The following is a 13,572-nucleotide window of genomic DNA, read 5'->3' on the forward strand; positions in this document are numbered from 1 at the left end:
GGGAAGAAAAATTATTGAAATAATTTATCTCAATAAGGTAACCGTTCCATGCTGGCTGTAATCCTTGGTTTCTGAATTAGCATGCAATATGTAATAATAAGTTCCTTCAGATGAAAGTTCGCCGGAAAGCGATTTCCCATCCCAACGCGAAGCAGGGCTATTGCTTTCATATACTAAAACACCCCAACGGTCAAATACCTGTAAAAAGAAATATGACATTCCGCTGCAACGAATATAGAAATCATCATTAAACCCATCTTCATTAGGAGTGAATACATTGGGTACTATCATACCTTCTTCCACTTCAATTGTTTTGCAAATTATATCCTCACAATCATCGGCGCTGTTAATCCAAAGGCAAACTTCATACATTCCGGGATGATCATAAATATGATAAGGGCTTTCCTGCGTGGTAGCTTTATCATCGCCAAATGTCCAGTAATATTCAATGGCATTAACGCTTGTGTTAACGAAGTGAATAAGGTCGTATGCAAATAAATGTGCTGTATCACTTTGGGTGATATAGAAATCAGCTATAGGTTCAGGATATACTGTAGTAAAACAATGCGAAGCATAAGAATAACAATGTCCCCAATTTGTAATCTCCTGTACAGAAACAATACCGGTACCGGGAACATCCCAATGAATGTAAACTGTTTGCCCTGTAGCATTACCCACAATATGCCCGCCTACAACAGTCCAGTAATAATTATCGCTAAAGTCGCCTCCCCATGCATTGTACTCGAGAGAGTCGGTACTATTTAAACAAAAATACTGAGGACCGTTAATATAAACTGAATCCGGTTTTTTCGCTGCAAGCGCATAAGGCTCATCAGTCCATGTATTCCAATTATTTTTAACGACGCCAACCATAGGTGAAAAAATCATTGAATTAGGAGCAGTGTTTTGCCAAATATCATTTAATGAATCCCAATTAACTATTCTATTCCAATAACCATCGGTAGCTTCGTCATAATAAATTGTTAAGTTAACAGGATTCGTTCCCTGTTCACGCATGATACGATGATAGTAAACAGAATCGATCATACATATTGTAGTATCATGCTTATGAGTATCAAAGTTATCATTTGTAGCATTATAATTAAAGAAACCTACTTTATAAATATTATCATCAGCAACTGTAGGCTTTATATCAACAGGTCTATAGCGCATAGGTCCGGAACTGGATCCCATTGGAAATGTATATGGGGCACTAACCGATGTTAACCTATATAACCAACCGGTTAAACTATTACTTACAAAACCTTCTGTCCTTGTAATTGCAAAAGGGTTGGTATTGGTAACCCATAATTCATGTGATGTCAGTGATAATTCCCTATCGTTAAGATTTAAAAAATGAGTAACCGTATCATTCAGTGTAGTAAATTTAATTCCGACACCTTTAAGAGTGAGGTCATAAAATGAAGTTATACTTGTTCCTTTAATTTCCTGATCAATAACAATAGCGGGAGGTCCAAAAGGTTCATTATTCATAATGACTTCGCTTTCCCCATGTTTAAACACACTGTTATTTATCCAGTGAGCTCCAATTTCATAAATCCCATCACCGGAAATAAGTCCGTTATTTGTAAGGTTGCCACAAATGGTAATATGTCCAAGATTGTATAATGAATCGCCGATGTTATTAACCGAGCCATGCACCCATACAACAGAACCTTCAGCGCAATGGAAAACAGCATTGTTGTTGGTCATAATCGGTTGGCAATAAATAAAATTATGGGCTAAAAATAGTATTACGAAAAAGAGTAATCTTTTCAATTTTACCATAGTAACGGATATTTTTTCCAAATTAATAAACAAAGTAACAAATTTTTATACGAATAAACAAATTTTATCTAATTAATTAGTATCTTCATCTACTATAAGTTTACGAAAAATGATAAGTAAAGGTTGCAAATGATATTACTCTTTTCTGGGTTTGTATTTCGACTTTGTTAGTATATCCTGTGAATCTTGATTCATGAATAATTCCGTTAAAGAAACATTTTCATTTTCTTCCATATATTTCCTGATGATTTGCCAGCCAATCCAAATTCCGGTACGTGAAGGCGATTGTTTAGAAAAAACCGATGTAAAAGGACCGTCAGAACAAAGCTTTGATATCATTGTAACATCTGTTGAATACAAAAGTTTTCTGTCGATAATAAACGACCACATATTTGCTTCATTATCTTCGCACCATTTTAATTGGGCAGGAGTGTAATACATTTTTAAAGAATCAGGAGTATCAGGCAAAGTAGCATCTAAAAAATATAAGATCTTTCCTTCGTAAGTTATGTAATCCAAAAAGTTTTTATTTTCTTTACTGTTATCTACTAAAGTGTATGCAATTTCTCTCATGCAACCAGGAATGATAAAATCTTTTTTGAATCTTTTAATTATGTATGAAGGCACATAACTGCTTAATGCATTTTTATAATTTATATTATCCTTTCCTAAATACATGTCTAAAGAAATAACCATAACACTATCTGAAAATTTTATAGGAAGTTCATAATCCAATCCCGAAACACAAGAATATACTTCCGGGATTTTTTTCTTGGGAAAATAAAATTTATACAGGCTAAATGCTTTACCCAGGTTCGTTTCTATGTCAGTAAGGTCCGGGTATATTTTTATACAATCATCATAAAGTGAAACGATCAAAGGATCGGTAAGAAAATTTTTCATTTGCAACAGCGAAAGGGAATCGTTAAGTTCTTTTTCAGGAATAAAAAATGAATATTCAGGCAGAAGTTTTTTTAACTCGCTTCTGATACTTTTTTTATTAATATTAAAAAGTGCTTTTTCATAACGATGAATTTTTATTTTTACTGAATCTTTTTCTTCCAGTTTTACGTCCTTAACAATTTCGGGAACCTTCGATTTTTCATTACAGCGGTTGCAGGAAAATGCAAGAAAAACAAACAAGATTATTGAAATAAATAAAAAAGATTTTTTCATAAATAAAATTTTATTAGTATACTTGCATTAGAAATCTTGAAATTAAAATTCAAAAATATGAAAAAAATATCATTATTTATAATTGTAATTGCATTGATGATCATTGGCAAATCTTCATTTGCACAGGATAGTGAAAAAAACTTTCATTTCGGACTAAAAGCAACTCCGTCGGTATCATGGTTTACATCCAGTGATAAAAAACTTTCTAATGATGGCGTTAAATTCGGATTTGGTTATGGTTTGATCACTGAATTTGCTTTTTCGAAAAATTACGCTTTTTCAACGGGACTTGAAATATTGAATGCCGGCGGGAAATTAGCTTTTCCAAAATCACCGGATAGCACATATTATCCCGTAGTGAATGAAGATGTAACACCTAACCGTACTGACACTTTTTTACTTCAATCACGAAGCTATCGCATAAGGTACGTGAATGTTCCTTTGCTATTAAAACTTAAAACAAATCAAATTGGTGCTATGACATATTTCGGACAGTTTGGATTTGATGTTTCGTTCAAGTGGAAAGCGATGTGTGATGATGATGGATATTACATAGGGTCACAACCTACAACACGTAAAGATGTTGATATTTCAGAGGATATAAATTTTATACGCCTGGCTTTAAATGTAGGATTAGGAGCAGAATATAATCTTTCTGGTTCTACATCATTAGTGTTTTCGGTAAATTACAATAACGGATTTACAAATGCACTCCGAACAGATTCAAAAACATTATGCCTGTATAAAGTTGGCAAAAAATCAAATCCTTTTGAACAAAAAGCCATGTTGAATTATGTTGGATTAACTGTAGGCATTTTGTTTTAACGATACCACAATTTTTACAACCCGATTCACAAACCGAATCGGGTTTTTTATTTACTTTGCATCATGAAAATCGCACTTGCACAATTAAATTTTCATATCGGGAATTTCGAAAGCAACACAAAAAAAATTGTTGAAGCTATCTGTAATGCCCGTCAGCACAATGTTGAACTTATTGTCTTTCCCGAGCTTGCCATAAGCGGTTATCCACCGCGTGATTTTTTAGACTTCGAACATTTCGTAAAAAGCTGTAAAAAATGTATTAAAGAAATTGCGAAAGAATGTAAAGATATTGGTGCTATTATTGGCTCTCCGGGTTTCAATCCAAATGCAAAAGGAAAAAAGCTTTACAATTCCGCGTACTTACTTTATAATGGAAAAATAGAATCGGTGCGTCATAAATCGCTTTTACCAAATTATGATATATTCGACGAATACCGCTATTTTGAACCCAATACAAAATTTGAAATCGTACATTTTAAAGACCTCCGTATTGCTTTAACAATCTGTGAAGATTTATGGAATATTACCGATAATCCTCTTTATACCATCAATCCTATGGATGAGCTGATGAAGCAAAATCCGGATGTGATGATAAATATTGCTGCATCGCCATTTAATTATGAACAAGCTTTAAAAAGAAAAAAAATCCTGAAAGCTAATATTGATAAATATCATCTTCCATTATTTTATGTAAACCATTGCGGAGCACAAACAGAACTGATATTTGACGGCGGTTCGCTTGCATTTGATAATAAAGGAAAAATTGTTGAAGAGCTTGAATACTTTAAAGAAGGGCTTGCTGTATTTTCGCTGACATCAGCTAAAAACAAAAATAAAATCGAAACGAATATCCAAAGCGAAAAACAACAAAGCATAAATTTAAGAACACACCAATCCGAAAATACACAGATATCATTAATACGCCGTGCGCTGGTAACAGGAATAAATAATTATTTTGAAAAACTGAATTTCAGTAAAGCCATCCTCGGTCTTTCCGGTGGAATTGATTCAGCGCTGGTTTGTGCACTTGCAGTTGAAGCATTGGGAAAAGAGAATGTCCGCGGAATATTATTGCCTTCCCATTTTTCATCAGAACATTCCATTACTGATGCAAAAAAACTTGCAGAGAACCTGGGAATACCATATGATATTATTCCAATTGAAGAAGCATTTAACAGTATTGAACATTCATTAAAGCCCGTTTTTAAAGGACTTCCACCTTTTGGACTGGCCGAAGAAAATATGCAGGCACGAATAAGAGCCATTATACTGATGGCAATAGCAAATAAAATAGGATATATTTTGCTTAACACTTCGAATAAAAGTGAAGCTGCTGTGGGTTACGGAACCATTTACGGTGATATGTGCGGTGGGCTTTCCGTTTTGGGCGATGTATATAAAACACAGGTTTACGAAATTGCAAAACTGATCAATAAAGAAAAAGAAATCATTCCGCAGAATACCATAGATAAAGCTCCATCAGCAGAGTTAAGACCGGGACAAAAAGATTCCGACTCCTTGCCTGAATACGATATCCTTGACAAAATTCTTTATCAGTATATTGAAAGATCAAAAGGTCCTGATGAAATTATTACCATGGGTTTCGACAGTGCAATGGTTCATCATGTGCTGAAACTTGTAAACACAAATGAATGGAAGCGCTACCAAACTCCACCTATCTTGCGTGTTTCACCAAAAGCTTTCGGAATGGGACGCAGAATGCCTATTGCAGCAAAATATTTATCTTGATTTTTTTGTAGATTATTTTTCCGGGATCATTCGTAGCGAAAATTATTCCCCTACTTCATTTTGATTTTCTTTTTTTATTCCGCCTTCCAGGTATTTTCCAGCAATATTAAATTTAAGTTCCAATACTTCTTTTACCAGGTCTTTTTTTATTTTTACAAAATAAAAAGCATCTTTATCTGAAATATTCAGAACAGCTTCTTTTATTGCATATCCCTGGTAATTACTTTTTATATATGTAATGATTGGCGATGGAAGTTCTTTGGGGCTAACCATTTCAACAGTATTACTCAGCTCATCTTCTTTTGCATGAGTAAATGCAGTTCTAATACTGGAAATGGAATCGGCAATTCTGGTTTGATTTTTAACTGAATCGGATGGAAGCAACAATGAGTCGGTTCCAATTGTTTTATCAGAAATACTTTTATCAATAGGTTTACCGGCAAGTGTATAATACAGCTCAGCGCCCGGCTGCGCAATTCCTTCTTTTTTTACATATATAAAATAATAATCAGCGCTTCCCGGTTCCTGAACCATTTCAGAAAGTTTAATTTTATACTCGTAATAATTATTTTTAATATCACTTATAATTGGTCCCGGAAGTTCTTTTTCGGAAATCGTATATTTTGTATAATTCCATGTGCCGTCGTAAACAAATTCGGCACAGCCTTTCATTTCATCATAAGTGAAGTGAGCAATATAAAGATCGCTTTCTCTTTTCCACGATTCAATTGTTGCATTTGGGAAAATGGCATCAAAATTATTTTTTACTTCCGCGGGCACTTCAGTAGGCTTATATTGCTGGGAAAATAAATCAAAAGAAAAAAACAAGAATAACATCAGGCATGAAAATATTTTCATAACACTAAAGCTTTTTAATTTAAAAAAAAATTAAACATTTAACTTGTTTCATTATTTACCTGATGATTGTTTGTGTCCTGTCGGGTCCGACTGAAACAATATAAATAGGCGTATTTACTGTATCTTCAATAAATTTAATATACTTCATTAATTCAGCCGGTAATTTTTCTACAGAAGAAATATTCTCAATAGGTTTGTTCCATCCGTCAAATTCCCTGTAAACAGGGGTAACTTCGCCGGAAGAAATATCAAATGGAATATAATCGATGGTTGAATTTTTATATTTGTAATGAGTACAAACATTTATTTTTTTAAAGCTGCTAAGTACGTCGGCTTTCATCATGATGAGTTTGCTTGTTCCATTTAGCATTATGGAATATTTTAATGCAGGAATATCGAGCCATCCGCAACGCCTGGGTCTTCCGGTTGTAGAACCGTATTCATTACCATTTTTACGTAATATCTCACCGGTTTCATCAAACAGTTCTGTAGGGAACGGACCACTTCCAACCCGTGTGCAGTATGCTTTAAAAATTCCGTATACCTCTCCTATGGTTCTTGGCGAAACTCCTAAACCTGTGCAAACACCGGCACATACCGTATTTGATGAAGTAACAAAAGGATAAGTACCAAAATCAATATCAAGCATTGATCCTTGCGCTCCTTCGGCGATGATACTTTTATTTTCAGAAAGATTTTTATTGATATATACTTCGCTATCGATAAAAGGAATTTTTTTCAGATGTTCAATTGCTTCGAACCATTTCTTTTCGTAATCGGAATATAAGAGCCCGTCAATAGTATAATCTGAATAATCAAAGTGAAGAAAATTAACCAGTTCGAGATGACGTTTTTTCTGCGATTCATATAGTGCAATAAAATCTTTTTCTTCAATGTTGCCTATTCGTATCCCGTTCCTTGCAGATTTATCGGTATATGCAGGGCCAATACCTTTTAATGTAGAACCTATCTTCCCTTCGCCTTTTGCCGTTTCGTTAGCCGCATCGAGCAACCGGTGTGAAGGAAGTATCAAATGCGCTTTTCTTGAAATCAAAAGATTTTTACTTACATCAACACCACGTTCAGCAAGTTTTATAATTTCATTATGAAGAATAACCGGGTCGATCACTACTCCATTCCCGATGACATTCATTTTGTTCTTATGAAATATTCCTGAAGGAATGGTATGAAGAACATGTTTTATCCCATCAAACTCCAGGGTATGACCTGCATTCGGGCCACCCTGAAAACGGGCAATTATTTCATAATTCGGGGTAAGCACATCTACAATTTTGCCTTTTCCTTCGTCGCCCCATTGCAAACCGATTAATACATCTATATTTTTCACAGAAAAAATTATTTATGATTTAGACTTGGTATGCTTTTTACACCTACCATAAAATATAAGCGAATGATGTGATATTTCGAAATCGAGCATTTTCATGACCGATAATTTTATTTCATGAATTCGCGGGTCGCAAAATTCCATCATCTTTCCGCATTCAACACAAATTGCATGATCGTGCTGTTTAAACTTGTATGCTTTTTCAAATTGTGCAACATTTTTACCGAACTGGTGCTTTACAATCAGGCCGGAAGCCAGGAGCAGTTCAATCGTATTATATAATGTCGCCCTGCTAACGCGGTACCTATTATTCTTCATGCGTATGTAAAGCGATTCAATATCGAAATGTCCTTCCTGAAGATAAATTTCTTTTAAGATGGAATAACGTTCAGGGGTTTTCCTGTGTTGATGCGATTCAAGATAATTCGTAAAAATTTGCTTGACGTTATCCAGAGTTTCCTGATCGATCGACATAAAAAAAACATTTATTTCAAAGCATAAAATTATTAAAAAAATCTTACGCCGGGAAATTAAAAGAATAATTTCTGAAAAAGGATTTATTCTGCTTTATCAATTCTGAAAACTCTTTGAACCCCGTCAACTTTCTTAAGATTTTGGATAAGGTCGTTCAAATGCTTTGTATCGTTCACATACAGCATAACCGTTCCCTCAAAAGTACCGGCATCGCTTTCAATACTTATGGAACGCATATTCAGGTTTAATTCATTTGAAATTATTTTTGTAATATTATTAACAATCCCCATTTTATCGCTTCCAAGAATTTTAATTCCCGCAAGAAAAGCAATGGATTCGTTGTTTGTCCATTTTGCTTTAACGGTACGATAGGCATACTTCGAAAGCATGTTTATCGCGTTCGGACAATTGGCGCGATGAATTTTTATGCCTTCATTAATTGTAACAAAACCAAAAACATTATCGCCCGGAATAGGGTTACAACAGGGAGACAACGTATATTGCAATTTATCCATATTATCGCCGATTAATAATGTATCGGCTTTGTCTTTCATTATTAAATTAATATTGGATGTTTTGGTTTTTACCGGATCGACTTTTTCTTTTCCGGCAAGACGCGAGAACGGAGAAGTAAGATACTTAAGCCATTTACCTTTATCTTTTTCCTGGAATGCTTTTATTTCACGCAGACCGATTTTCCCAATAGCAACCTGGTAAAATAATTCCTGTGAGTTTGGAAGTTTATAAAAGTTGTGAAGTTTGCCAAGAACCGTATTATTGAATTCCATTTTCAACTGCTTGAACTTGCGCATCAGGATTTCTTTTCCTTCTTCAGCAACCTGTTTTTTATCATCTTTCAGTGAAGCTTTAATACAGGTTTTTGCTCTGGCAGTGATGACATAATACAGCCAGTCTTCTTTCGGTTTTTGTTTTGCAGAAGTAATAATTTCAACCTGGTCGCCACTTTTAAGTTTATGATTGAGCGGAACCAGTTTATGATTTACTTTTGCGCCAATACAATTATCGCCAACTTTCGAGTGAATATTATAAGCGAAATCAAGAGCCGTAGAATTTACAGGAAGTGTTTTCAGATCACCTTTCGGAGTAAAAATAAACATTTCATCAGCGAAAAGGTTCAATTTAAAATCATCAAGAAAATCAAGGGCATTGGCTTCATTGCTTTTTAAAAGTTCACGAATTTTCTTAAGCCATTCATCAAGTCCTTTTTCCTGGTTGTCATGGTCTTTATATTTCCAATGTGCCGCATAACCTTTTTCGGCTATTTCATCCATTCGTTCCGAGCGGATCTGAACCTCTACCCATTGACCGGTATTGCTCATTACCGTAGTATGTAATGATTCGTATCCGTTTGCTTTTGGGTTTGATATCCAATCGCGAAGCCTGTCGGGATTGGGGCGATAGAAATCAGTAACTATGGAATAAACTTTCCAGCATTCTGATTTTTCATTTTCAGGTGGAGTGTCAAGAATAATACGTACAGCAAATAAATCATAAATCTCTTCAAAAGGGATTTCCTTTTTTTTCATTTTTTCCCATATGGAATTTATTGATTTCTGCCGGTGTAAAATTGTATATTTTATACCCTGTTTTTTCATTTCCTTTTTAATAGGACTCATGAAACGGGTAATAAATCGGATTCTTTCTTCTTCTCTTTCTTTAACTCTTTGAGAAATATTTTGAAAAATTTCCGGCTCTGTATATTTCATAGCCAGATCTTCCAATTCGCTTTTTATGGTGTACAGCCCTAAACGATGTGCCAGCGGGGCAAAAAGATACGATGTTTCATAAGCGATTTTAAGTTGCTTTTGTTTGGGCATTGCATCAAGAGTGCGCATGTTGTGCAGCCTGTCAGCCAGCTTAATCAATATCACCCTTACATCATCGGAAAGAGTGAGCAGCATTTTACGAAAATTTTCGGCCTGCATTGAAGGAGAGCTGTGGTCGAATATTTCCGATATTTTTGTTAACCCATCAATGATACGTGCAACTTTTTCCCCAAAAAGTTCACGAATATCAGTTAGAGTATAATCTGTATCTTCAACAACATCGTGCAATAATGCACAAACTATAGAGGTAGTACCCAATCCGATTTCGGAGGTGGCAATAGTAGCAACAGCAATGGGATGATAGATATATGGCTCACCTGATTTTCGCCTCATATCCTTATGCGCTTCCACTGCAAGATTAAAAGCTTTTCTTATTACTCTTTTATCTTCAGCAGAAGTATATACTTTGCAAACCTTCAGTAAGCTCCTGTACCGCTTAATAATTTCTATTCGTTCTTTTTCAACATTTATTTCCTGCATGAATACAGAATTATTTTTAGTTCTACAAAAATAACTTAAAAAGAAATGAAGTCAAATTAAAAACGAATGTTTTTAAAAAATCAGGGGAATATAATAAAATTATAACTGCTGTTATACTTAGCTTACCGCATTTCCGTTATGGATTAAGAATAATAAACCATCTGATTAATCCAATATTTCTACAACAAAAAAATACTACTGTCCTGTCCATTGTTTCACCTGTTCAATTGTAGGAGCAGGAATTTCGAGTTTCATTTTTTTTCTTAACCCACAAAGGTCGTTGAAAAATTTATTCGGATTGGCTGATTTAACCGCATCAACAGTTGTATAGCCTGCTTTCATAACTACAGGAATCCAATCTACAGGAATTCCTAATAAAATAAATTCATCGTTCGATACGGTCACAGCTTTTTTCTCGGGTCGCATCTGCGGGAAAAACAGAACATCCTGTATGGATTGTTGGTTGGTCATGATCATGGTTAGTCGGTCGATACCAATACCAAGACCTGCTGTTGGCGGCATTCCGAATTCCAATGCACGGAGGAAATCTTCATCAAGCACCATGGCTTCTTCATCGCCGCGTTTGCCAAGTTCCAGCTGTGCTTCAAAACGTTTGCGCTGGTCGATCGGGTCGTTCAATTCTGAAAATGCATTACAAATTTCTTTACCATTACAAATGGCTTCGAAACGTTCAACCAGTCCTTCCTTACTGCGATGCTTCTTTGCCAATGGCGACATTTCCACAGGATAATCAGTAATAAAAGTTGGTTGTAATAAATTGGGCTCGCAACATTCACCGAAAATAGCATCAATCAATTTTCCGCGTCCCATGGTATCATCAATCTTCACATTCAGTTTCAGTGCGGTGGTTCTTAGTTGCTGTTCATCCATTTCAGAAATATCGATCTCTGTATAATGTTTTATTGCTTCATACATTGTAAATCGTTTCCATGGGCGTTTGAAATTAATCAGGTTTTCACCAATTGTTATTTCTGTTTTCCCATTCAAATCAAGGGCAATACGCTCCACCATTTCTTCAACAGTATTCATCATCCATTCGTAGTCCTTATAAGCGACATACAATTCCATTTGTGTGAATTCGGGATTATGAAAACGGTCCATCCCTTCATTACGAAAATCTTTAGAGAATTCGTACACTCCTTCGTAACCGCCAACAATAAGGCGTTTCAGGTAAAGCTCGTTGGCTATTCTTAAATACAAAGCTGTATCGAGTGTATTATGATGGGTTTTGAAAGGACGTGCAGTAGCGCCACCATAAATAGGTTGTAAAATTGGGGTTTCCACTTCTAGGTAACTTTTTTCATTTAAAAAATTTCGCATGGAATTCACCAGTTTTGTGCGTTTCATAAATACTTCACGTACCTGCGGATTCACGATCATATCAAGATAACGCATACGGTAACGTTGTTCAGGATCGGTAAACGCATCGTAGGTTATACCGTCTTTTTCTTTTACGATAGGCAACGGACGCAACGATTTTGAAAGCATCTTAAATTCCTTCACATGAATAGTGGTTTCGCCCATCTGCGTGGTGAAAACATAACCTTTCACACCAATAATATCGCCGATATCAAGAAGTTTTTTAAAAACGATATTGTATAAACTCTTATCTTCTCCCGGGCAAATATCATCGCGTTTAAAATAAAGCTGGATACGTCCTGCGGCATCCTGTATTTCTGCAAACGAGGCATTACCCATTATTCTGCGGGTCATGATACGACCGGCAATACTTATATCCTGGTATAAAGTTTTATCGTTTGGAAACTTTTCCAGTACATCTTTTGTGTTTGCATTCACTTCAAATAAATCAGCGGGATAAGGATTAATTCCCAACTGCTGTAGTTCTTCCAGCGATTTTCTGCGGATAACTTCCTGTTCACTTAGTTCCATGCTGCATTAAATTTAATTTCGCGCAAAGTTAAAGATTTTCATTAATCGAAATCAGATTATTTTACATCTTTGCAACATGAAATATCCATGCAAACGTAAAATCGCACCAACCGTGTGATAAATAAAATTGATGCGGGAATTAAAAGTGGGATCAAAATCAGTATGGATATTCACAAGTGAGCTAGTGTTGCGCTCCTATGTATATCGGGAGTGGAGCGGATAACAAAAAAAAATATAGTCCTGACAATTCACAGATTTTATACACATTATAATTTTAAATACAGATGAAAAATATATCATACAAAAATATCGGGCTCAAAGGTTACCAGGAAGCATGGGATTTCCAGAAAGAATTACACGAAAAAGTTCTAAATTCAAGAGCATCTGAAAATGACTCAATAAATAAAAATAATTCTATTAATTTCCTGGTTTTATGCGAACATCCACATGTTTACACTTTAGGAAAAAGCGGCTCAATAAATAATCTACTCGTCAATAATGAATTCCTGAAAGAAAAAGGCGCTACATTTTTCAATACCGACCGCGGCGGAGATATCACGTACCATGGTCCCGGACAAATTGTAGGTTACCCCATAATTGATTTGAATTATTTTGGAATTGGCGTAAAAGAATACGTTCATAAAATTGAAGAATCAATCATTCTCACATTAAAAGAATACAAGATCAGTACCGAAAGACTTGAAGGTGCAACAGGCGTGTGGATTGATTCGCAAACAAAGAAGGCACGCAAGATTTGCGCCATTGGTGTGAAAGTAAGCCGTGGTATTACCATGCACGGATTTGCATTAAACGTAAACACCGACCTCTCGTTTTTTAACTTAATCAATCCCTGCGGTTTTACTGATAAAACAGTAACATCGATGGAAAAAGAATTTTGCAGAAAAATAGATTTTGAGGAAGTAAAACAACATTATATTAAAAACTTCGCAAAAGTTTTTGATGTAAAGGTCAACTAAATAACAAACTTGTACAGTTAGTTTAAAATTTTTACTTTAGCATATAGTAAGTTACTATACTATTTCTTTTTCTAAATTAAAATTCCCTTTTATCAATAGTTCGTTAATTTTTTTATACGTTTTAACAAGCAATTTTACCAAG

10 protein-coding genes are annotated in these 13,572 nt (G+C 35.0%); 3 read left to right on the top strand and 7 right to left on the bottom strand.

Going from position 1 to position 13,572, the window contains the following annotated elements; all coding sequences use genetic code 11:
• Window positions 1-24 precede the first annotated feature (24 nt).
• Both PKK00_01895 and PKK00_01900 read right to left on the bottom strand, forming a co-directional pair.
• Window positions 25-1,713 carry a gliding motility-associated C-terminal domain-containing protein gene (locus PKK00_01895; protein ID HNW97147.1) on the bottom strand — a complete coding sequence of 563 codons (1,689 nt, stop codon included), beginning with the start codon at window positions 1,711-1,713 and terminating at the stop codon, window positions 25-27.
• A 210-nt stretch (window positions 1,714-1,923) separates the two neighbouring features.
• Complete coding sequence (locus PKK00_01900) at window positions 1,924-2,964, bottom strand: hypothetical protein (GenBank protein ID HNW97148.1); 1,041 nt, start codon at window positions 2,962-2,964, stop codon at window positions 1,924-1,926.
• A gap of 57 nt (window positions 2,965-3,021) precedes the next feature.
• Here PKK00_01900 and PKK00_01905 point away from each other — a divergent pair, with 57 nt between their 5' ends.
• Together PKK00_01905 and PKK00_01910 are read left to right on the top strand one after the other, a co-directional pair.
• A complete protein-coding gene (locus PKK00_01905) occupies window positions 3,022-3,789 on the top strand; it encodes a porin family protein (GenBank protein HNW97149.1) in 768 nt (255 codons plus the stop codon).
• Between the two features lie 63 nt (window positions 3,790-3,852).
• Window positions 3,853-5,538 (top strand): NAD+ synthase, encoded by a 1,686-nt coding sequence (locus PKK00_01910; GenBank protein HNW97150.1) that lies wholly within the window; start codon window positions 3,853-3,855, stop codon window positions 5,536-5,538.
• 42 nt (window positions 5,539-5,580) lie between these two features.
• Here the strand turns inward: PKK00_01910 and PKK00_01915 are convergent, their stop codons facing one another.
• The 5 genes from PKK00_01915 to lysS form a co-directional block, all read right to left on the bottom strand.
• The gene (locus PKK00_01915; GenBank protein HNW97151.1) at window positions 5,581-6,396 is read right to left on the bottom strand and encodes a PepSY-like domain-containing protein; all 816 of its coding nucleotides are present in this window, start codon (window positions 6,394-6,396) and stop codon (window positions 5,581-5,583) included.
• Window positions 6,397-6,451: 55 nt separating this feature from the next.
• Complete coding sequence (locus tag PKK00_01920; protein ID HNW97152.1) at window positions 6,452-7,744, bottom strand: adenylosuccinate synthase; 1,293 nt, start codon at window positions 7,742-7,744, stop codon at window positions 6,452-6,454.
• 12 nt (window positions 7,745-7,756) lie between these two features.
• Window positions 7,757-8,215: a transcriptional repressor gene (locus PKK00_01925; protein ID HNW97153.1), complete on the bottom strand. Its 459-nt coding sequence runs from the start codon at window positions 8,213-8,215 to the stop codon at window positions 7,757-7,759.
• A gap of 83 nt (window positions 8,216-8,298) precedes the next feature.
• On the bottom strand, window positions 8,299-10,542 hold the full coding sequence (locus tag PKK00_01930; protein ID HNW97154.1) for a bifunctional (p)ppGpp synthetase/guanosine-3',5'-bis(diphosphate) 3'-pyrophosphohydrolase: 2,244 nt from the start codon (window positions 10,540-10,542) through the stop codon (window positions 8,299-8,301).
• A gap of 195 nt (window positions 10,543-10,737) precedes the next feature.
• Window positions 10,738-12,453, bottom strand: a complete 1,716-nt coding sequence (gene lysS, locus PKK00_01935) for a lysine--tRNA ligase (protein ID HNW97155.1) — start codon at window positions 12,451-12,453, stop codon at window positions 10,738-10,740.
• A 284-nt stretch (window positions 12,454-12,737) separates the two neighbouring features.
• Here lysS and lipB point away from each other — a divergent pair, with 284 nt between their 5' ends.
• Window positions 12,738-13,430 carry a lipoyl(octanoyl) transferase LipB gene (gene lipB, locus PKK00_01940; protein ID HNW97156.1) on the top strand — a complete coding sequence of 231 codons (693 nt, stop codon included), beginning with the start codon at window positions 12,738-12,740 and terminating at the stop codon, window positions 13,428-13,430.
• The last annotated feature ends 142 nt before the right edge of the window (window positions 13,431-13,572 follow it).

This window comes from Bacteroidales bacterium, assembly GCA_035353855.1.
In the GTDB taxonomy this organism is placed as follows: domain Bacteria; phylum Bacteroidota; class Bacteroidia; order Bacteroidales; family CG2-30-32-10; genus DAOQAK01.

Excerpts from the sequence above, each read along its gene's own strand:
- PKK00_01895 (HNW97147.1), bottom strand. The coding sequence starts at position 1,713 with ATGACCAACAACAATGCTGTTTTCCATTGCGCTGAAGGTTCTGTTGTA.
- PKK00_01900 (HNW97148.1), bottom strand. The coding sequence starts at position 2,964 with ATGAAAAAATCTTTTTTATTTATTTCAATAATCTTGTTTGTTTTTCTT.
- PKK00_01905 (HNW97149.1), top strand. The coding sequence starts at position 3,022 with ATGAAAAAAATATCATTATTTATAATTGTAATTGCATTGATGATCATT.
- PKK00_01910 (HNW97150.1), top strand. The coding sequence starts at position 3,853 with ATGAAAATCGCACTTGCACAATTAAATTTTCATATCGGGAATTTCGAA.
- PKK00_01915 (HNW97151.1), bottom strand. The coding sequence starts at position 6,396 with ATGAAAATATTTTCATGCCTGATGTTATTCTTGTTTTTTTCTTTTGAT.
- PKK00_01925 (HNW97153.1), bottom strand. The coding sequence starts at position 8,215 with ATGTCGATCGATCAGGAAACTCTGGATAACGTCAAGCAAATTTTTACG.
- PKK00_01930 (HNW97154.1), bottom strand. The coding sequence starts at position 10,542 with ATGCAGGAAATAAATGTTGAAAAAGAACGAATAGAAATTATTAAGCGG.
- lysS (HNW97155.1), bottom strand. The coding sequence starts at position 12,453 with ATGGAACTAAGTGAACAGGAAGTTATCCGCAGAAAATCGCTGGAAGAA.
- lipB (HNW97156.1), top strand. The coding sequence starts at position 12,738 with ATGAAAAATATATCATACAAAAATATCGGGCTCAAAGGTTACCAGGAA.